The 19,933-nt window shown below is 61.7% G+C and carries 20 protein-coding genes and 1 pseudogene; 7 read left to right on the top strand and 14 right to left on the bottom strand.

What is annotated here, in order from left to right; genetic code table 11:
• Positions 1–8: 8 nt before the first annotated feature.
• Entirely contained in the window at positions 9–434 is a 426-nt protein-coding gene (locus ASE60_RS08900; protein WP_057249384.1) for a plastocyanin/azurin family copper-binding protein, read from the top strand.
• A 138-nt stretch (positions 435–572) separates the two neighbouring features.
• Here the strand turns inward: ASE60_RS08900 and ASE60_RS08895 are convergent, their stop codons facing one another.
• The 10 genes from ASE60_RS08895 to ASE60_RS08850 all read right to left on the bottom strand — a co-directional run bounded on the left by ASE60_RS08895 (position 573) and on the right by ASE60_RS08850 (position 10,587).
• Positions 573–1,379, bottom strand: a complete 807-nt coding sequence (locus ASE60_RS08895; protein ID WP_057249383.1) for a dipeptide/oligopeptide/nickel ABC transporter ATP-binding protein — start codon at positions 1,377–1,379, stop codon at positions 573–575.
• A complete protein-coding gene (locus tag ASE60_RS08890; protein WP_057249382.1) occupies positions 1,376–2,329 on the bottom strand; it encodes an ABC transporter ATP-binding protein in 954 nt (317 codons plus the stop codon). Before ASE60_RS08890 ends, ASE60_RS08895 begins: the two co-directional genes overlap by 4 nt.
• Positions 2,316–3,155: an ABC transporter permease gene (locus tag ASE60_RS08885; protein ID WP_057249381.1), complete on the bottom strand. Its 840-nt coding sequence runs from the start codon at positions 3,153–3,155 to the stop codon at positions 2,316–2,318. Before ASE60_RS08885 ends, ASE60_RS08890 begins: the two co-directional genes overlap by 14 nt.
• Positions 3,152–4,174 (bottom strand): ABC transporter permease, encoded by a 1,023-nt coding sequence (locus ASE60_RS08880; protein ID WP_057249380.1) that lies wholly within the window; start codon positions 4,172–4,174, stop codon positions 3,152–3,154. The genes ASE60_RS08885 and ASE60_RS08880 overlap by 4 nt, the downstream gene beginning before the upstream one ends.
• Before the next feature lie 16 nt (positions 4,175–4,190).
• Complete coding sequence (locus tag ASE60_RS08875; protein ID WP_057249379.1) at positions 4,191–5,756, bottom strand: ABC transporter substrate-binding protein; 1,566 nt, start codon at positions 5,754–5,756, stop codon at positions 4,191–4,193.
• 36 nt (positions 5,757–5,792) lie between these two features.
• Positions 5,793–6,914, bottom strand: coding sequence for a DUF917 domain-containing protein (locus tag ASE60_RS08870; protein ID WP_057249378.1), 1,122 nt, complete (start codon positions 6,912–6,914; stop codon positions 5,793–5,795).
• A complete protein-coding gene (locus ASE60_RS08865; RefSeq protein WP_057249377.1) occupies positions 6,911–8,455 on the bottom strand; it encodes a hydantoinase/oxoprolinase family protein in 1,545 nt (514 codons plus the stop codon). The genes ASE60_RS08870 and ASE60_RS08865 overlap by 4 nt, the downstream gene beginning before the upstream one ends.
• Positions 8,456–8,458: 3 nt before the next feature.
• Entirely contained in the window at positions 8,459–8,962 is a 504-nt protein-coding gene (locus ASE60_RS08860) for an Lrp/AsnC family transcriptional regulator (RefSeq protein WP_057249376.1), read from the bottom strand.
• Positions 8,963–9,615: 653 nt separating this feature from the next.
• Positions 9,616–9,966 (bottom strand): ribbon-helix-helix domain-containing protein, encoded by a 351-nt coding sequence (locus ASE60_RS08855; RefSeq protein WP_057249375.1) that lies wholly within the window; start codon positions 9,964–9,966, stop codon positions 9,616–9,618.
• Between the two features lie 24 nt (positions 9,967–9,990).
• On the bottom strand, positions 9,991–10,587 hold the full coding sequence (locus ASE60_RS08850; protein ID WP_057249374.1) for a DJ-1/PfpI family protein: 597 nt from the start codon (positions 10,585–10,587) through the stop codon (positions 9,991–9,993).
• Positions 10,588–10,905: 318 nt separating this feature from the next.
• On the opposite strand from ASE60_RS08850, the gene ASE60_RS08845 reads away from it, so the two are divergent.
• Positions 10,906–11,403, top strand: a complete 498-nt coding sequence (locus ASE60_RS08845; RefSeq protein WP_244495570.1) for an NUDIX domain-containing protein — start codon at positions 10,906–10,908, stop codon at positions 11,401–11,403.
• Positions 11,404–11,427: 24 nt separating this feature from the next.
• On the opposite strand, the gene ASE60_RS08840 is transcribed toward ASE60_RS08845, so the two are convergent.
• The 3 genes from ASE60_RS08840 to ASE60_RS08830 form a co-directional block, all read right to left on the bottom strand.
• The gene (locus ASE60_RS08840) at positions 11,428–11,802 is read right to left on the bottom strand and encodes a hypothetical protein (protein WP_057249412.1); all 375 of its coding nucleotides are present in this window, start codon (positions 11,800–11,802) and stop codon (positions 11,428–11,430) included.
• A 168-nt stretch (positions 11,803–11,970) separates the two neighbouring features.
• The gene (locus ASE60_RS08835; RefSeq protein ID WP_057249373.1) at positions 11,971–12,840 is read right to left on the bottom strand and encodes a DMT family transporter; all 870 of its coding nucleotides are present in this window, start codon (positions 12,838–12,840) and stop codon (positions 11,971–11,973) included.
• A gap of 157 nt (positions 12,841–12,997) precedes the next feature.
• Positions 12,998–14,047: an NAD(P)-binding domain-containing protein gene (locus ASE60_RS08830; protein ID WP_244495569.1), complete on the bottom strand. Its 1,050-nt coding sequence runs from the start codon at positions 14,045–14,047 to the stop codon at positions 12,998–13,000.
• 453 nt (positions 14,048–14,500) lie between these two features.
• On the opposite strand from ASE60_RS08830, the gene ASE60_RS08825 reads away from it, so the two are divergent.
• The 5 genes and pseudogenes from ASE60_RS08825 to ASE60_RS35555 all read left to right on the top strand — a co-directional run bounded on the left by ASE60_RS08825 (position 14,501) and on the right by ASE60_RS35555 (position 18,315).
• A complete protein-coding gene (locus tag ASE60_RS08825; protein ID WP_057249371.1) occupies positions 14,501–15,052 on the top strand; it encodes a MaoC family dehydratase in 552 nt (183 codons plus the stop codon).
• A gap of 6 nt (positions 15,053–15,058) precedes the next feature.
• Positions 15,059–16,219 (top strand): CaiB/BaiF CoA-transferase family protein, encoded by a 1,161-nt coding sequence (locus ASE60_RS08820; RefSeq protein ID WP_057249370.1) that lies wholly within the window; start codon positions 15,059–15,061, stop codon positions 16,217–16,219.
• Positions 16,216–17,352, top strand: coding sequence for an extracellular solute-binding protein (locus ASE60_RS08815; protein WP_156414612.1), 1,137 nt, complete (start codon positions 16,216–16,218; stop codon positions 17,350–17,352). Before ASE60_RS08820 ends, ASE60_RS08815 begins: the two co-directional genes overlap by 4 nt.
• A 280-nt stretch (positions 17,353–17,632) precedes the next feature.
• Positions 17,633–17,929 (top strand): DUF1778 domain-containing protein, encoded by a 297-nt coding sequence (locus tag ASE60_RS08810; protein ID WP_057249369.1) that lies wholly within the window; start codon positions 17,633–17,635, stop codon positions 17,927–17,929.
• A 21-nt stretch (positions 17,930–17,950) separates the two neighbouring features.
• A pseudogene (locus tag ASE60_RS35555) lies at positions 17,951–18,315 on the top strand (GNAT family N-acetyltransferase).
• Between the two features lie 750 nt (positions 18,316–19,065).
• Here ASE60_RS35555 and ASE60_RS08795 read toward each other — a convergent pair.
• Entirely contained in the window at positions 19,066–19,902 is an 837-nt protein-coding gene (locus ASE60_RS08795) for an amidohydrolase (RefSeq protein WP_057249367.1), read from the bottom strand.
• Between the last annotated feature and the right edge of the window lie 31 nt (positions 19,903–19,933).

The raw sequence follows: 19,933 nt of genomic DNA, 5'->3' as shown, positions 1-19,933 counted from the left end.
AACTTAAAATGCGGTTCACCCGAAACAAGCTAGCAGTGCTTACTTTCATCTGTCTGACGTCGCCTGCATTTGCCGGCACGACCGTCAAAGTTGTCGAGAGCGGCGAGGCTGGCGGTTCGATGACCCTCACACTGGATCAATCGACCATCAAGGCCGGCGAGACGACCTTCATGGTCCACAACGACGCAATGACAGAAGAGCACGAGATGGTGCTGATCAAGTTGAAATCGGCCGACCAGAAGATCGATGTCGTCGCGGCCAAGCACCGCGTCAACGAAAAGCAGCTGAAAAGCCTTGGCGAGGTGTCCGACCTGAAACCGGGTGCCGATGGCCAGATGAAGGCCAAGCTCACGCCAGGGTCCTATGTACTGCTCTGCAATATCAAGGGACACTTCGAAGCCGGCATGCATGCGATGCTGACGGTCACGAAGTAGCCCGCCTCTGACGCAGAGACGGCCAATTGCACCGGTGGTCATCGCATGGCCGCCGGTTGCGCATTGAGATTGGGCAGTGGCAGTTCAGTCGTTGCCTATGCAGACCACTGAAAACGAAAGCGAGGTAGGCGCTTGGCGTCAGCCGGGAGCCAGTTCGTGCTCGACAAGCTTTTCGCGGCGCCCGTAGGAAAGCAGTTCGCGCGTATAGGGATCGGCTGGCGCGCCGATCACCTCTTTCGTTCTGCCGAATTCGATGACGTCGCCGTGCCGCATGACCAGAAGCGCGTCGGAGACATGTGCGACGACCTTCAGATTATGGGTTACGAAGAGCATCGACAGCCCGCGGCTTTCCTTCAGATCCGAAAGGAGATTGAGGATCTGTGCCTGCACGGAGACGTCGAGCGCCGATGTCGGCTCGTCGAGAATGAGGAGGCTCGGCTCCAGCGCTAGTGCGCGGGCGATCGCCACGCGCTGAGCCTGACCACCGGAGAGTTCGCTTGCGCGTCGGTCGAGAAAATCAGCCGGCAGCCCGCAGTCGGAGAGCAGGCCCGCGATCTTCTTCCGCATGGCCGCGCCGTGTCGGCCGCCTTGCGCCAGGATCGGCTCGGCAAGGATATCGGCGATCGTCAATCTCGGGCTCAACGAGAGGAAGGGGTTTTGCAGCACGACGCCGATCTTCTGGCGTTCCCGGCGCAACGCGCTGCCCCTTAGCGCAAGCCAGTCCTGGCCGTCGAGCCGGATCTGCCCGCTTTCCGCCGGAAGGAGCCGAAGGATGGCGCGCAGGAGACTTGTCTTGCCGGAGCCGCTTTCGCCGACGATGCCGAGGGTCTCGCCCTTGGCAAGGCGGAAGCTTGCGCCGTTGACTGCGGGTTTTGGGCGCACCGCGAAGAGACCGGCGCGGTAGCGGATCACGAGATTGTCGATGTCCAGTGTCGGCGTGGTCATGCAGCATCCTCCGGCAGGTGGCATAGCCAGCGATGCACAGCACGGCTGCGCTCCGGCGGTGGCGTGACTGCGCACTCATGGAGCGCCTGGGGACAGCGCGTGGCAAAGGCACAGCCGGCAATTGCCGAGCGCGGCGGCGGGATGGAGCCCTCGATGGCCGCGAGCCGTGCTCCGAGCGGTGCAGCGTCGGGGAGCGCGGCGAGCAGGGCACGGGTGTAGGGGTGCCCGGGACTTTGCAACACGGCATCGACCGGGCCGGTCTCGACGGAGCGGCCTGCGTAGAGCACGGTTGCACGGTCGCAGGCCTCGGCGATGACGTCCATGTCGTGGGTGATCATCAAAACGGTGAGGCCGCGCTCGGTCACCAGCTTGCGCAGAAGCGCCAGAACTTGGGCGCCGACCGAGACGTCCAGCGCTGTGGTCGGCTCGTCGGCGATCAGGAAGTCCGCGCCGGTCGCCAGTGCCTGGGCGATGACCACGCGCTGCTGCATGCCGCCGGAAAGCTGGTGCGGATAGCCGCGGAGCACTCTTTCAGGATCAGACAGTCCCGTTGAGGCCAGCAGATCGATCGCCTCCGCGCGCCTCGCCCGATGCGGCAGGTCGCGATGGGCGCGGATCACATCGTCCATCTGCGTGGCGATGCTGAGAACCGGATTGAGGGCGGCGGCAGGATCCTGGGCGATCATGCCGATACGCCGGCCACGCAGGCGCACCGCATGCTCGCGAAGATCCTCGCCGTCAAAATGGAACCGGTCGGCAACGATGCGGGCACCCTTCGGAGCCAGGCCAAGTGCCGCCATCCCGGTCATGGTCTTGCCGCAGCCGGATTCGCCGATGACGCCGTGGATCTCGCCGCGCTCGATCTCAAGGCTGACCGCACGCACCGCGTGAACGTCGCCTTCTGTTGTCGGGATGCTGACCGACAGGTTGCGGATATCAAGCAGAGGCACGAGCAGTCCCTCCCTTGCGCTCTCGCAGCGCATCGCCGAGCACGCTGAAGGCGAGCGCGATGACGAAGATGGTGAGGCCCGGCATCGCCGAATACCACCAGCGCGCGGGGAAGAACTTTCGACCGGCATCTACCATCTGGCCCCAGTCGGCGGTCGGCGGCAACACGCCCAGGCCAAGGAAGGAGAGGGCAGCCGCGGTAAGAAGTGCCGGCCCGACATCGAGAGCAGCCTGCACGGTCAGCGGCCTGCCTGTCGCCGGCAGGATGTGGCGGAGGATGATGCGCCAATGCGAGACGCCGGAGAGTTGCGCCGCCTCCACATAGGGCTGACCACGCAGCACCAGCACCTCCGCGCGGGCCAGTCTCGCATACCAGGGCCACCAGGTGACAGCGACGGCGATGACGCTGTTCAGAAAGCCCGGTCCGAGGGCGGCGGCCATCAGCACCGCTAGCAATAGTGCAGGGAAGGCGAGGAAGACGTCGGTACCGCGCATCAGCGCCTCGTCGACCCAACCGCCGAAGTAGCCGGCGGCAAGACCGATCGGCAGGCCGATCAGCAGCGAGAAGGCGACGATCAATATGCCATTCGTCAGCGACACCCGGGTGCCGTAAGCAATGCGGCTCAGAATATCCCGGCCAAGATGGTCTGTCCCCAGCCAGTAGTCTGCGGAGGGCGGCGAGAGCTTGGCGACAACATTCGGGCCGCCGGCCCCCTGCAGGGGATAAGGCGCGATCCACGGCGCGAAGAGCGCGACGAGCACGAAGAGAAGGACGATCGCAAGGGCGACGGTGCCAGGCCAGCCGAGGCGTTGGAGGAGCTTTTTCATGACAGCGCCACCCGCGGGTCGACAAGGGCTTGGGTGATGTCGATCAGCAGATTCATCACGACATAGCAGATGGTCACGACCATGGTGACGGCGGCGATGACCGGAAAGTCCTTGGCGAGGATCGCTTCGGAGACGTAACGGCCGAGACCCGGCCAGGCGAAAATGATCTCGACGAGCACCGCGCCGGTCAGTGCATAGGCGAAGGACAGGCCGATCACCGTCAGCGCCGGCCCCATGGCATTCGGCAGCGCGTGACCGAAGAGGATGCGCGGTTCGGAAAGGCCGAGCGCGCGCGCGGCAACGATATGCCGGCGTTCGAGGATTTCGATCATGGCCGAGCGGGTCAACCGCATGGCGACGCCGGCAGGATAGGAGGCGAGCGTCAATGCCGGCAGGATCAGGTGCGTCAGGGCGTCGCCGAATGCGTTAAGGCGGCCGGCGATGAGCGCGTCGATCAAGTTGAAGCCGGTCACCATCGGCAGCGGCGCGGAGATCGCGATCTCTCTGGAAAGTCGACCGGAGAGCGGGAGGATACCAAGCCATTGCGCAAAGATGAGCTGCAGGATCATGGCCAGGAAAAAGGTCGGCATGGCGACGGCCGCGATAGAACCGAAACTGCAGAACCGGTCCGCCCAACCGCCTTGCCGCGCCGCGGCGATGACGCCGAGCGGGATGCCGATCAGGAGCGCAAGGCCGGTCGAAAATATGGCGAGCTCCAGGGTGGCCGGAAGATAGGCCCTGAGATCCTCCGCGATGAGGCGTCTGGACTTGTAGGAAATGCCGAAATCTGCGGAGGCCATGGCGCCGGCGAAAGTCGCGAAACGGGCCGGAAGAGGCGCGTCGAGATTGAGTTCCTGGCGCGCCTTCTCGATTTGCTCGGCCGTGGGACGCGGGCCCGCATAGAGCGCTGCGGGGTCCGACGGAACGACCTGTGCCACCACGAAGACCAGGAAGGTCACGCCGACCAATACGAAGGCGGAGAGAAACGTGCGGCGTAGGATGTAGCGTAGAAGTTCCATCAGACCCCCGCGTGCCCTACTGGCTCAGATCGTTGACAAAGGCGATGTGCCCGTAGGCCGGATTGTCAGCATAGCCCTTGATGTCCGCACGGATGACGTGGACGTTCGGCTGGTCGAGCATGAAGATGGCTGCTGCATCCTCGATGATCTTGCGCTGCGCTTCGATGAACAACGCTTCGGCGCGCGCGCGGTCTGTGCCCGAGAGCTTGGCCGCTTCATCGATCTTGGCGTCTACCTCCGGGTTGGAATAGTAGCCGAGATTGAAATTCGGTTTCTCTTCGCTGTGGAACAGGTTGAAGAGGTAGTCGTAGGGGGTGACGAAGGTCGGCCACCAGAACATGACGAAAATGTCCTGTGCCGCCTCGGGGTTCGATTTGCCCAGCTGCCATTGCGCCTCCCATGCCATCGGCTGAAGCTTCAGCGTGATGCCGAGCGTTTCGAGATTGGCCTTCCAGAGTTCGCCTGCGACCGCCTCGATCGCCTGGGACGTGGAATAGGTCATGACCAGTTCCAGGCCCGGCTCAATGCCCTCTTCGGCAAGAAGTGCCTTTGCGGCTTCCAGATCGGTCTTTGGGATCGGCGCATTGGCATCGTGGCCCCAGATGCCGGCCGGGACGACGCCCTTGGCGCGGGTGCCGAAACCGCTCGTTCCCGCGGCGATCACGTCGTCATAGGGAAAGGCGAGCGACAGGGCCAGACGCACCTTGACCTTGTCAAGTGGCGCACGCTTGACGTTGTAGAGGCCGAACAGCGTTTCGAAGGAAGGGTTCACGACCACGTTGAGATCGGCATTGGACTTCAACGCCTCGAGATTTTCGGAGGGGAGGCTGTAGGTCCAGTCGGCCTGGCCGCTCTCGATCATGTTCTGAGCGAGCGTCGCATCCTCGACGATCTCGAACGAGATCGTCTGGAAGGCGCCATCCGGCACCTTGCCCCAATAGCCTTCGACCCGGTCGAGAACGGCGCGCTGACCGGGCTCGTAACGCGAAATCTTGAACGCTCCGGTCCCTGCATCGTTGCCGGCATTGAACCAGGAAGCTTCCTTGTCATGCGCGGAAGGCGCATAGATCCAGGCGGCGAAGCCGGCCGATGCGATGAGGTCCAGTGGCTGCGGTTCGGAAAGCACGAAGACCACCTTCAGCGGTTCCGGCGTTTCGATGGACGAAACCGGGCCCCAGATGAAGGACGCACCGCCGCCGATTTTCTTGGTCCGCTCGATCGAGCCCTTGACCGCCTGCGAGGTCAGCGGGCTGCCGTCATGGAACTTCACGCCATCGCGAAGGGTGAAGGTCCAGGTCTTGCCGTCTGCGCTCACATCCCAGGACGTGGCGAGCAGGGGGTCGATCCTGGCTTCGGTCGTGTCGGTCGCGGGAATGTAGCGCGTCAGTCCCTCATAGACATTGGCAAGCACCGCGCCGTCGTTGGAAAACGAGGTGGCCGGGTCAAGGTCCGGAAAGCTCGTCGGATAGGCGAGCGTGAAGATGCTGCTCGCGCCCTCGGCCATCGCAAAATTCCAGTGCGACGCGGCGGCTGTGGCGATAGCAGTGAGGGCGGCGGTTTTCAAGAAATTGCGGCGGTTCATGTCAGGCTCCCAATCGAGTTCTGGAGGTGCGGACGCTTAGGCGTCTTCTTTGTAGTGGGGTACGGCAGGCGCATCCGCAGACACGCCCATCGGCACGAAGTCGAAATCGTAACCAAAGGCACGCGGGCCGACGGAGGCGAGCGCGATTTCGCTGCGCAGCAGCACCGGTGCAGGCATGGACAACACGTCGATGCGCAGGCCGTAGCGCAGCTCCTCCGTGCCGATCGCCCGGCCGGTTTCCGAATCCACGATGCAGATCAGGTCCGGCACCATGGTGATGATCTCTTCGCCTTCACGCGCGATCAGATATTCGTTCTGGATGTCGACCGTCAGTGTGCGCCCCGCGTCCGCATCCAGGCCCGCCACGGTGAGCTTGCCGCGAGTGAAGCCCGCCATAACGCGGCGGCTGATATCGGTCACCTTGCCACGCATCAACCGCACACCACCGGATTGCTTCAAGATGGCCTCGACCGGATCCTCCTTGGCCGCGCGCGCGTTCATGACAGCGTCCCCGAGGCTCCAGGCCTGGCTGGTGGTGTGGGGCACGCCGAAACGGCGGACGAATTCACCGGACATCGGCGCCGTCGTCATCAGTGCCGTGCATCCCATGGCAATGGTGCTGGCGCGCAGCAGCTTCTCCAGCATCTTCGGCGTCGTCGCGTCGGTGACGACGAGCACGTTGCCGTCCGCATCGGCAAGGGCCGCGGGCTGCACCGCCTGGCCGTGGATGAAGAAAGTCGTCATCTGCACTTCCGGGAAAGCGCGACCCATGCCGTCCGCATCGACGACAGGCAGATCGACCATCGCCGCCGTCAGCATCGGCGCGATGCCGTTACCACCACCGACTTCGTCACCGAGCAGTGCATCGACCTTGCGGCCCAGATGCCGTTCGAGCGCGTTCAAGAGCCGGACGCCCTCACTGCCTTCCGGGATCTTCTCGATACCCACGGTCGGGGCACCGATGCCGCCGATACCGAGAATCTGGGCATCCGGTGCCATGTCGGCCGGCCGCACCATGCGAATGCGCTTGCCTTCGCGCAAAAGCGCCTTGGCACGCAGCAGGCCATGATAGGTGCTACCGCCGCCGCCGGTTCCCAGAATGCCGCAGCCGATGGCGATGCGATCGATATCCGCTTCGCTGAGCGTCCAGTACTTCATGCCCGCAACTCCCCAATCACTTTCGCGGCGACGCGAACGGCATTGCCGGGCAGGTAAGCCAGCGGCGTTTCTTCGATTTCGGCAAGGGTGGTCGTATCGGCATCTGCGCCGGCCTCGACGGCGCGCGCCCGAGCCTCCGCGACAATGGACTCCAGTGCGATTTCCCGCGTGGTGCCTTCGAGCGAAACCACGCTGTCCACCTCGCCGGAGACCTGCGCGATTGCCGCACCGATTGCGTTGGCCGAACCGAAATGATCAGGTTTTAGCGAAACCGAGGTTCCCTCCAGCAGCCCCTCGACCAGTACCGAACCGCCGCCGACGAGAATGGCGGGGATCGGGTCGGCGCTTGGCTTCATGCGATCCAGCACCGTTTCGATGCTGGCCTTCATCTGCGCCAGCATCTGCTGCGCAAATTCCGGCGTGATGGGGCGGAGGCGGCTGCGGTCTCCGAGCTCGACGAGGCCGGCAGCGACGGCGATATCGGTTGCCGTCAGCGTGTCGCCGCCGAAGCAGAGAGCCTTTTCCGGCAGCCGAAAACCGACCGAATCCGGACCGATCGTCGAAGCCGGACCGGGGCGTACGATGCTGCCGCCGCCAAGGCCGAAGGAGTAGACATCCGGCACGCGGAAATTGGTCGGCACGCCGCCGATCATCGCGCCTTCGCTGCGGGTGCGGGGGAAGCCGGCGACCAGCATGCCGATATCCGTGGTGGTGCCGCCGATATCGATCACGGCCGCGTCGGAGAGCCCGGTGAGGAAGGCCGCGCCGCGCATGGAGTTGGTCGGTCCCGACGCGATCGTGAAGACTGGATACCGCTCGGCGAACGCGGCTGCCATCAGCGTGCCGTCGTTCTGCGTGAGGAAAAGCGGGCAGGTGAGGCCGAGAGCGGCAAAAGCCGAGCGGAAGGCGCCGACTGTTTCGCGTCCGAGCGTGTGGAGGCTCGCATTGAGGATCGTGGCGTTTTCGCGGGGCAGGAGGCCGGTGCGGCCGACGCGGTGCGACAGGCTGATTGCCGCGCCAGGCATTTCTTCTGCGACGATTTCCGCCGCGTCGTTTTCCATTTTCGGGTCGACCAGGGCGAAGACCGAGCAGATCGCGACGGCGGAGATGCCACGCGCCCGCCAATCGCGGCACGCCGCGCGGATCGCCACATCGTCGAGCGGCGCAATCTCCGAGCCATCGTAATTGACGCCACCGCCAACCAGGGCGGCACCACCGTCGACGACGGGGCGAAGCGTGTCCGGCCAATCGATCATTGGCGGCAGCGAGCGCGTCGCCGCGCCGCAAAGTCGGAGAACGCCAACCTTTTCAAGGTGCCGGCCCTCGACGATGGCGTTGAGGAAGTGCGTGGTGCCGATCATCACCGCATTGACCGCGCCGGCAGAAACGCCTGCTTCGGCCAGGACCGTGCGGATTGCTGCGCTGACGCCCGATGTCACGTCCGCGGTGGTCGAGGATTTTACCGTGGCCAGGACCTCGGCGCCGCGCAGCAGCGCCGCGTCCGTATTGGTTCCGCCGACATCCACTCCGATACGAAGCATGGTCTATCCCTTTTTCTTGCCGCCGAGATCCGTACCGCGGCTGATTGCGGTCGTCCTCGTGCCAAATACCTTGTAGAGGCGCAGCACGACCGAGCTCGTGACGCGCTTGACGCCGGGCAGTTTGCCCAGTTCCTGATCGATGAATTCGAGCAAAGCCGCATGGTCGGCGACGAAGAGTGAAGCGCTGAGGTTCGCCGTACCGCTCGTGGCGGCGAGGTAGCCGATCTCGTCATACTCGGCGAGCAGGATGGCGACGTCTTCCTGTTTGCCGGGCTCGACTTCGATCAAAAGCTCGACCTGGACATCGCGTCCGAGCGCCACCGGATCAGGAATAGCGCCGATGACGATCATCTTGGCCTGGAGCAATCCGGCAATGCGGTTGCGGATCGTGCGTTCCGAGGCGCTGCCGATCCGGCCGGCGATCTCGGCCGCCGAAAGGCGCCCGTCTTCGGAGAGATAACGGATAATCTCGCGGTCCAGATCATCGACGAGGTAGCGTTGGGTCATCACCGTTTCCGTTTCAGCCTTGATGATCCGAGTAAATTTCCGAAACGGAATTGTGTCAAGAATATTTCAATCCAATTGGGCAGTTATTATCAAAAATTGCCCGTTTTAGGCATCTATTCATTCATAAGTTGCCGAATCGGAAATTGCGATGCGGTGAGAAGGTGACCTATGCGGCTATGCGGGGAGGCAGCATGCATGGCTTCCGTTCGGCGTGGCCTCGCGCCCGAAGTCTCTCGTCTAGCGCCTGAAGACCGTACGCGCTGACGAACGGTCGAGAGGGGGGCGTGTTGATCTTCAGCCGAATGCCAATCTGATGATCGGGCTGAGCATCCCGATCAAGACGGAGGACTGCGCAACGAGCGCTTAAGGTTAGCGGTGGTGCTAGGTTGGCGCTGTGGAGCAGGAACTGGCTCTGTTGCAAAACACAGCGGCGCGGGAGGGTTCGCCACGATTACCGATGTCTGGATCAAGCATACCGCGCTGCCGCAGGCAAAGGTCGCAAGGGCGACCGCCTACAGCGATATGCTCGTCGCCACAGCGGGCCTGGCATTCGCGATGGGAAGACCGACGAACCACAATGCCGTCAGTCGTTTCTGGGAAAGTAGCTGAGTGTGCGTTGCTGTTTGCGAGCCGTTAGCCGCCCTGCCGCAGGGTCAGTGGTACTTTTCCTGCTCGCGAACGAGGATCGCCGGAGCGTTCAGCCCGGCGATCGGTTGTTTGACATCCGTCGGAATGTCCCCGGTCAGTTGAAGGTCGAGATAGCGCGCGCAACAGACCCTCAGAAACGAAGTGAAGTTCCCAAGATCGTGGCCGGCATCGATGGACTCATGATGCAGCTTGGTTATCAACTGCGTGACGTTCATGCGATCGCGATGGGCGATCTCCTCGAGCTTCGACCAGAAGAAGTTCTCTAGCCGAACGCTTGTCACCATGCCATCGATGCGTAGCGAACGCGTTGTACTTTCCCAGAGCCTTGCGTCCGCCTTTATGAACAATTCGCACATCGCGGTCCTCCCTTGTCCGCTTCCTCAGGCGGCGTCCGTTTGTAGCAGGGCGGAGGCGTCGAGCACAGCCATGAATTGCCGCAGCCACGACGGGTGCGCCGGCCATGCGGGGGCGGTGACGAGGTTGCCGTCCGAGACCGCGTCATCGATCGCGATATCGGCATAAATGCCGCCGGCGAGTTCGACTTCCGGGCGGCAGGCGGGATAGGCCGAACATGTGCGCCCTTTCAGCACGCCGGCCGCTGCAAGAAGTTGGGCACCGTGGCAGATGGCCGCCACCGGTTTCCCGGCCTCGAAGAAATGCTGCACGGCCTTGATGACGTCGGGGTTGAGGCGCAGATACTCGGGCGCGCGGCCGCCCGGGATGACGAGCGCATCGTAGTCCTCGGCGCGAATACTGGAGAAAGTAGCGTTGAGGGCGAAGTTGTGGCCGCGTTTCTCGGAATAGGTCTGGTCGCCTTCGAAATCATGGATCGCGGTCGCGACCGTCTCTCCGGCCTTCTTGCCGGGGCAGGCGGCATGGACGCTGTACCCGCAGGCAAGCAGCGTCTGAAACGGGACCATCGTTTCATAGTCCTCGGTGAAGTCACCGGTGATCATCAGAATTTTCGAAGCTGTCATCTGTTCCTCCCAAAACCAATGGAAAGAGCCTAGCAGGGCAGGCGAGCCAGAAGGTACTAACGGAATACTACAACGAAAATTCCAGGCGGGACCGATTGGTGGCGGAGCGATCGCCATTCCGGTCCTGGTTCCTGTCAGTCAGTCTCGTGTGTGGCCCCCGATACGGCCCGAACAGCTACTCGCTGAGGGAAAAAACAGGGGTGCAATGATGGCGTCTCCCTCGTTTCATTTTGCAATCACTCATTGCGAGACGGGCCGTCACATATCTGTCATAAACGCGAACAAGATTCTGCTTCAAATCCACCGGAACCGAGAGAGATGTCCGAGCAATTCTCGCTACTATGCGAAATGCTGCCCCAAAACTCTGCTCGTTCAACGACATGTGTCCAGCAGGCTGGCGCGATTTGTTTTCGGACCTCAGCAGATAGCCTTCCTGAAGTCTTGCTCGTCACGAGCCGCCGCAACGGCCGCTGGGGAATACCAAAGGGGCGTATAGAGGCAGGGGAGACGGCGCGCGCCGCAGCCGCGCGCGAAGCGATGGAAGAGGCTGGCGTTAGAGGCCGGGTATCGAGCGATGCCATTGGCTCGTTCGTTTATACCAAGGATAGCATTGACCTCAGCTATCACCTCAACGTGCATTTGCTCGAAGTCGAGGAAATTCTGGCGGACTTCCCCGAGAGGCAAAGCCGGCGACTACAATGGACTCCGATTGAAGCAGCCGTCCAGGAAGTCTCTGAGCCCAAGCTCCGTGAACTGCTGTTGCTTCTGGCTGCAGAAAACGGGCTGTGTGTCGGGTTTGAACTCCAGGCCCGGTAGCGCTGCCGGCATCATGCAGGGAAATCACTTTGCGGTTTTCGCTCTTTGCAGAAGAACCTGCATCTCCTGAAATCGTCTCTTGCGTTCGGGATCGTCCTCATCGGCGGCGTAACAGATGCGTGAAACGCAGAAGCGCAGGATTTTTGTCGGCGCGTTCGCATTGTCGAACTCGCAGTCGAAGGTGTCCGTCATATCTGACTTCTTTGTGTCGGCTCTTTCGGAATACTTAAAGCGTGCACCGGGCGGTGCAATCTCGGGAAAGGACTGCACCACCCCGACGTTGAGCGTGTCGACCAGGAAGAAATTCTTGGCGACTGCCATGCAGGCCGTCTCCAGGCCGGGGCTTTGCGCATATGCGGGGCCTGCCGCGATACATAGAACTGGGAGAAGCCATTTCATCGCATACTCCATCCGCGGAAAAACCTTGCGATCCGATCGGCTGCTCCGACAACACGCGAAGGTGGAAATTGTTCCGTCGCGTGGCGATCAGGATGTTGGTGCGGTCGTGAAGCGAGATCCTGCTGGCTCAATTGATCGCAAAGCGCGCAGTTTCAGATACCGTATCGGCTATGAGCGCTTGGCCAACTGGTGTTCGCGCCAGATCGTGAAAAGGCCCGCGCCGACCACGATCAGGGCGCCGATGATCATGTTGTGGGTGATCGTTTCGCCAAACAACAGGACGGCAAACATCACGTTAAGAACCAGCTGAAAATAAGTGACCGGCTGAACTTCCGCGGCAGGCAGCAGCCCATAGGCCCGGATAAGGAAGTAGTGGCTAAGCGTGCCGCAGACGCAAAGAGCTGCCAACGCGAACCAATCGGTGGGGACGACTTCGGTCCAGTAGAACGGGCCGATCAGCGAAATCGCCAGTGCCCCAACCACACCCGCGTAAAAGAGACTCGTCACCGCGGAATCCTCGCGGCTGACTGCGCGCGTGGCGATGCTATAGAGCGCGAACAGCACGGAGGCGACAAGCGGCAGAAGCAGCGACATGTCGAAATGAACGTCCACCGGATTGATGATCACCAGAACGCCGACAAGACCAATCAGTACTGCAGCCCCGCGCCGCCATCCGACTACTTCTCCGAGAAGCGGTATCGACAGGATGGTGATGATCAGCGGTGTTGCCTGGAAGATCGACTGGCTCATGGCGAGCCCGGCGTGGACATAGGAAAAGACGATGACGACGATCTCTGCGACCAGCAGAAGGCCACGAACAACCTGCAGCAAAGGGTGTCGCGTTTGAATGGATCGGCGAATGCCTCCGGGAGACGACGCGGCAAAGGCAAATACGAAGAGGGCGAACGCCCAGAACCGGATCATCGTTATGAAGAGCGCCGGATAGCGATCACCCAGATACTTGGTTATCGCATCCTGGCCAGCGAAGATGCAGATGGCGAGGAACGCAAACAAATAGCCGCGGGTCTTGGGGCTCATCACACTAAAAACTCAGAATCGTTGACCAATTGATTAGCATAGACTTTTCAGGAGCGCTCGAACCAAAGCTCACGATACGGGTGCATTGGCGCGCGAAGTCGGATTGCCTGACCCATCGCTTCAAGCAAGTAGGGCGGTCGGAGCAGTCCCGGCCGGATCAGATCAGACCGAGATGGGCGGCCAGTTCCCGTGCTGCTGCGCCGCCTGCTCTGTTCGCTCCAATCGTGGAAGCCGAGGGACCGTAGCCTACCAGATGGATGCGTGGGTCCTTTTCGACCCGCGTCGCGAGGCGTCCGCCTAGGACGATGCCGCCGTCGTCCGCGCGCAGTTGCAGCGGAGCGAGATGATCGAGTGAGCTGCGAAAACCCGTCGCCCAGAGAATGACCTCAGCTTTCTGTTCCGTTCCATCCGGCCAGCGCACGCCGTGAGGAAGGATTTCGCTGAAGATCGGCAGCCGTTTTAGCGCCCCTCGTTTTGCGGCGGCCCGCAGGGCCGGGGTCCAGGGGATGCCGGTGACGGACACCACCGAGCCCGGCACCAGGCCGTTCCGCACCCTTTCTTCAACGGCGGCGACCGCGGCGCGGCCGTCTTCCTGAGTGAATGGTCCCTCGTGAAACTGCGGCTCGCGGCGCGTGACCCAGGTTGTCGTTGTCACTTGCGAGATTTCATCGAGATGTTGGAGCGCCGAAATGCCGCCGCCGACGACAATCACGTGCTTGCCCGCAAACGCGTCCGCCGTTTGATAGTCGCGGGAGTGAAGCTGCTGCCCTTCGAAACGATCGGCACCGGGATAGGCGGGTATAGAAGGGGTCTCCCAGGTTCCCGTCGCGTTGATGAGCCCCTCGGCCGAAAAGGTCTCGCGGTCGGTCTCCACCCGCAGCCGGCCGAAGCGCTCGCAAACTACCTTGACTGCAACCGGGCGATAGATCGGCAGCCGGAATTTTTCTTCATAGGCCGCGTAGTAGCTGGGAACCGCCGTCGAAGCCCGCGCCTCAGTTTCTCCAACGGGAACAACTTCCGCAAACTCCATGCCCGGCAAGTCGTGGAGACGGTTGACGGTGCTCAGCGTCAATGACGGCCAACGATGCTGCCAGGCGCCGCCCGGTTTATCGTTCTTGTCGAGGACGATGAAATTCCGGCCCGGCTGAAGGCCAAGCTTCATCAAGTGATAGGCCGATGACAGTCCGGCTTGGCCTGCGCCGATCACGACAATGTTGACCTTGATCGCAGCGTGAAGCGCGGCATTCGGTGAAGCGGTGAATGGCATGGTGTCGTTCATTCTTGGTCCTCGAAACGCGTAGCCCGGCCGCCGGCTGCAAAGCGAAACTCAGCTCTTCTACGCATCCTTGTGATCGTAGGAGGCCGAACAAGCAATCCGTTCCGGCATCGTTTCGAGGAATCCCCCACTCGGCAAGCCCATGGAGAATTGCGCCCGCGGCGGTCGGAAATTAGGCCCGGAAGATTCGGGTCGTAGGGCGCAATCATCTCCACTGCACACGGGGTGCAGTCCCCGTCGAAGATGTGAGCCCCTTGCAATGTTAATCCATATGTGAGTAAGCTATTTATATAAGAAGAAATTGATCGCTGCCGCTGAGCACCACTGGCGTTCGATGGCGAAAATCAAGGTCGGACTTAGCTTTCGCTGCGCAAGGGTCTGCTCATGCATGAATTTACGCCCACCGTCGGTGTTTCCTCGACGCATCCCACGGATATGCCGCAAGACCACGCCGCCCTGCCGGTCTGGAATGCGGAAAACTGGTTCTATGAAGATTGGCCGGTCGGCCAGCGCATCCGGTCTTTGCGCCGGACGATCGCTGAGGGGGACAGCCATCTGTTCAATACGCTGGTGGTCGACATCCACCCCTATGTTCAGGATCAGATGTTCGCCGAGCGCGATGGCATGTTCGGCCGGCGTCTCGTCGCCGGCGCCTTCGTGTTCTCCGCCGGTCTCGGGCTCGTCGCCACCAATTGCGTCAACGCCTTTTCCTACGGCTACGACAAGCTGCGCTTCATCAAGCCGGTCTTCATCGGCGACACGATCTACACGATCCGGACCAACATGGACAAAACCCCCCGCTACAAGGAGCTCGGGCTCATCCGGGCCAGTTACCAGGTCTTCAAGGGCGAGGGGGAGCTGGTGCTCTATTGCGAGCACTTGCAGACCGTGAAGTACAAGAACGCCGCCGACTTTGTCGGCAAGACCGAGAAATAAGCCGCGATGACGGAAGCAAACGAACTGCCGCTCTCAGGCCTTGTCGTCGTCGACATGAGCCAGTTTCTCTCAGGTCCCTATTGCTCGCTGCGCCTCATGGATCTCGGCGCACGCGTCATCAAGATCGAGCGCCCCGACGGCGGCGACCTGTCGCGCCGGCTCTATCTGAGCGACACCGAGATCGGCGGCGACTCGACGATCTTCCATGCCATCAACCGCGCCAAGGAGAGCCTTGCGATCGACCTCAAGAACGAGGCTGACGTTGCGGCCTTGAAGGCGCTGCTCGCCAAGGCCGATGTGCTGATTCAGAACTTCCGCCCCGGCGTCATCCAGCGCCTTGGGCTTGACTACGAGGCGGTCAAGGCGATCAACCCGAAGATCGTCTATGCCTCGATCAGTGGGTACGGCGAGGAGGGTCCCTGGGTGAAGCGACCGGGGCAGGACCTGCTGGCGCAATCCCGCTCGGGCGTCATGTGGCTGAACGGCGATGAAGGCCAAGGGCCAGTGCCTTTCGGTCTGGCGATCGGCGACATGCTTGCCGGTGCGGCGGCAGCGCAAGGGATTCTTGCGGCTCTCGTTCGCCGCGGTATCAGCGGCAACGGCAGTCTGATCGAAACCAGCCTGCTTGAGGCACTCGTCGACTTCCAGTTCGAGGTTCTGACGACTCATCTCAATGACGGCCGCCGGCTGCCAACGCGCTCCGGCTTTCGCAGCGCACATGCCTATCTGTCGGCGCCCTATGGCGTCTATCCCGCCAAGGACGGCTATCTCGCCATCGCCATGACGCCGATCCCGAAGCTCGCGGATCTCCTCGAAATGCCCGAACTCGACACCTATCGCGATGATCCGGCTTCATGGTTTTCCGAGCGCGACAGGATCAAGGCGCTGATTGCCAAGCGGATCGCCGAAAACACCATCGACCATTGGCTTGGCCTGCTTGAACCCGCAGACATCTGGTGCTCCCGCGTGCTCAACTGGAACGAACTGCTCGAAAGCGAGGGCTTCCGGGTGCTCGACATGCTGCAGACGGTCGTGCGCGAGGACGATGTCTCGATCCTGACCACGCGATCGCCGCTGCGCATCAACGGCAATCGCGCCCAGGTCGACCGCGCCGCACCGCGCATCGGCGAACATAGCGCGTCGATCCGAGAGGAGTTCGGCCTGTGAGCATCACATTGAAGGGCATGACCTGGAGCCACCCGCGCGGCTACGATCCGATGATCGCTTGTTCGCGGTTGTGGCAGGAGCGCACCGGCGTTACGGTCGAATGGGAGAAGCGTTCGCTGCAGGATTTCGAGACCTATCCGGTCGAGGAACTGGCGCGGGCTTATGACCTCATCGTCATCGACCATCCCCATGTCGGCCAGATCACCAAGGAGAAGTGTCTGGCACCGCTCGATGTCGAAGGACGCGAAGCCGAGCGGAAGGCGCTGGGCGATGCGAGCGTCGGTCGCTCCTATCCGAGTTACACCTGGCAGGGCCGGCAATGGGCCTTCCCGATCGACGCAGCAACACAGGTTCAGGCCTGGCGCCCGGACCAGGCCGAGCGCGCGGCGGATTGGTCTGAAATGCTGGTCATGGCGCGGCAGGGAAAGGTCGCGCTGCCGATGCGCCCGCCGCATTCCCTGATGTGCTTCTATACGCTCTCGGCTAATCTCGGTCATCCTTGCCGCAGCGATGGGGCAGGGAAGTTGATCGAGATCGATGCCGGCATCGAAGCGTTCGAGCGCCTGCGTGAGTTGACGGATCTGATCGACCCCGCCTGCTTCTCGATGGATCCGATTGCCGTGCTCGAAGCGATGAGCGAGCCGCAAGCGAAGGCCGTCTGCGCGCCGCTGATTTATGGGTATGTCAGCTACGCGATGCCAGGCTTCCGGCCGTCTCTCGTCAGGTTCGGCGACATCGCGGTGGCCGGGCGGGGCGGTCCTTCCGGCTCTGCCCTTGGCGGAACGGGAATTGCCGTCTCCGCCTTCTCCGGCGCGATCGACGCGGCGATCGATTTTGCTTACTTCGTCGCTGGCGGCGAGGCGCAGCGCGGCCCCTATGCCGCAGGCGGTGGGCAGCCGGGCCATGCGGCCGCCTGGGATGATGACGCCGTCAACGCCGCTGCATCAGACTTTTACCGGGCAACCCGCAAGACGCTGGAAACCGCCTGGGTTCGCCCAAGGCACGATGGCTACATGGCCTTCCAGCAGGCGGGCTCGGATCGGATCAACGACGGGCTCCTGCGGAAGGATGCAGCGCGAAAGGTTGTCGACGATCTCAATCGCCTATTTGGTGCGAGCTTTGCACCCGCTTGAGCAGCCGGCGACTACTGCGCAGCTTAGCGGCAGGGTCTTCAATCAAGGGAAATGAAGGGCAGCGCATAGCGGCTGGATTTTATATCGAGATCTGCGGCGCCGCTTGTGGGCGCGAGCTACTCATAAACCTTCGCACAATCTCAAATTCCTGCTTGGCTTAGCCGAAGATCGTGATCAGCGGCTGAAATAGCCCACGACCAATATGTAACGACATCATCTTTACGGGCCCTGTAAAGATGATGTCGTTACGCTATCTTATGAGTGCAGACAGGAGCTTTCCATGGCCACCTCGAACACGCGTAAAAGTCCGGACGCAAGCGTGCCGCTAAATATGCGAATCAAGCCTGCGACACGCAACTTGATCGACCGAGCCGCCGAGTTGCTTGGTAAGACACGCACGGATTTCATGCTTGAGGCTTCCGAGCGCCGCGCCGAGGAAGTGCTGCTAGACCGTTCCGTATTCACGGTCAGCTCCGAAATCTATGCCGAGTACCTTGCTCGGCTCGAGGTGCCCGCGCAAACAAATGAGCGCCTGAAGCGCACCATGTCGACCAAAGCGCCGTGGGATGAGGCGTGACTCTTAAACGCACCGACACCACTGGCCGATCAGCACACTGGCAGACTTTAATTCCGGTATGCCTGAACTGGACGACTGGCTGCGTCGCCGCGTCCGTACCAATCAGATTGGCGGCGCATCGCGAACATTCGTCGTGTGCGAAGGAAATCGCGTCATCGCCTATTATGCGCTCGCCTCCGGCGCAGTGAAGCAGCCGGAAGCGCCTGGTCGGTTTCGGCGCAACGTGCCTGATCCAATTCCGGTTGCCGTTCCGCGGCGTGCTGGTGCATGCAATTTCCGAGGACGCGAGGGCCTTCTATGAGGCGATCGGCTTCCTGCCGTCGCCATCGGACCCAATGATGCTTATGGTCGGGTTACATGATCTTAAAAGCGCGCTCAACTTCTAACCGCAACTTGTGAAATATCAGCACCCATTGGCCAGGCATGTTCGCGTCCTGCTCCAAGCATCGCATAATGTATCGTCGGGAACGCGCTTGGTCGGTCTACTCTTCCGATCATCGAAGCATTATTATTCTTGGACTTGAGATAGCTGATCCATTGCGTGCCGACTAAACCTCAAATGCGAGCTTTCGAAACCCCACCGCGTCCACTCCGCGCTGTCCGCTTTAAATACAGGCCGAACGGCTGATACTTTCCCAACTTTGCAGCAAGGTTGGCTTGCTTAAGTCCTGAAGACTCTCACTTCCCGCTTCAAGACGTGGATTTCCATTTCATCGCCTCGAGTGGTTAGGCGGGCAACCATTTGGGTCAGCTTAGAATGACGTGCATCCGCATGTTGCGGATGCCAATGTCGGCGACCACCATGATCGGTGATCATGGGTCGACTTCCTGCACGTCCGAGCACACGAACGAGCGCGATGAAATCCGGATCTCCGCCGACGCACATACAGTCGACGGCCTAAGAAAACCCAACGAACGCGCGTTCGAACTGGACGGCGATCGTTTCGGGCCGGCATACTATCCATGCGAACCATGAAATAGGCCTGCACATTGTGCGTGAGGCGATCGAGGTCGGTCGCCATGATGTAACCGTGGACGCAGCCTGCCATGATCTGCCGCGGGCAATTTCTTTTGAGCTAACCTTCTGAAATTGCGTAATTCCGCACGGAAACCGTACACACTTTCTTGGAATTGCTCTAGGCGAGCTTCCAGATCCGCCGCGCATTGCCGGAGAGCAGCTTGCGCTTTTCGTGTGCGCTGCAGCCCTCAAGTAGAGCGTGGGTGGCGCCGACCCAGGTCGACAGATTTCCGCCGAGGGTGCAGACCGGCCAGTCGCTCCCCCAGACCACCCGGTCCCAGCCGAAGGCACCGATCGTGTGCTCGACATAGGGGCGCAATGTCTCCACCTGCCAGGCCTCGTCGGCATAGGCGACGACGCCGGAGATCTTCGCCGTGACGTTCGGTCGCCGGGCGATGTCGCTCATGTGCTCGCGCCAGGGATGCTCGGCGCCGCCGCGAATATCGGGAACGCCGCAATGGTCGAGGATGAACTGAACATCGGGCGCAAGATCGGCAAGGGCGATGGCCCTCGGGATCTGGTGCGGCAGGACGCAGAGATCGAAGGTAAAGCGGCGGCCGTCGAGCCTGCGGATGTTGTCGCGGAACGTCGGCCCCTCGGACAGCTCGTCCGGCATGACGTGCAGCACCCGGCGGAAACCTCTGACGAAATCGTTTGCCTCCTGGCGTTCAAGATAGGCGGCAAAGCCATCGTCTTCGGGTCGGCAGGCGGCGATGGCACCCTTGAGCAGGTTTTCCGGCTGGCGCGCCAGCCGTTCGATCTCCGCCGTTTCCTTCTCGATCTCCGAAGGCTCGACATCGACCTCCATGTGCAGGCAGGCCTCGATGCCGAGCCGACGGGCCTCGCGCGCGTAGGTCGCGTAGAGAAAGTCGTGGTCGAGCGCCGGCACGCCCGAGAGCCAGGGATAGGTGAGCTTCGACCTGTCGATGAGGTGAAGATGGGTGTCGATGATCAAAGCGCTTCTCCTCCGAACGTCATCTCACATA

The sequence above is a fragment of the Ensifer sp. Root278 genome (assembly GCF_001429285.1).
Classification (GTDB): domain Bacteria; phylum Pseudomonadota; class Alphaproteobacteria; order Rhizobiales; family Rhizobiaceae; genus Ensifer.
The sequence above is the reverse complement of the archived record's forward strand: the minus strand, read 5'-3'. Positions and strand labels throughout refer to the sequence as shown.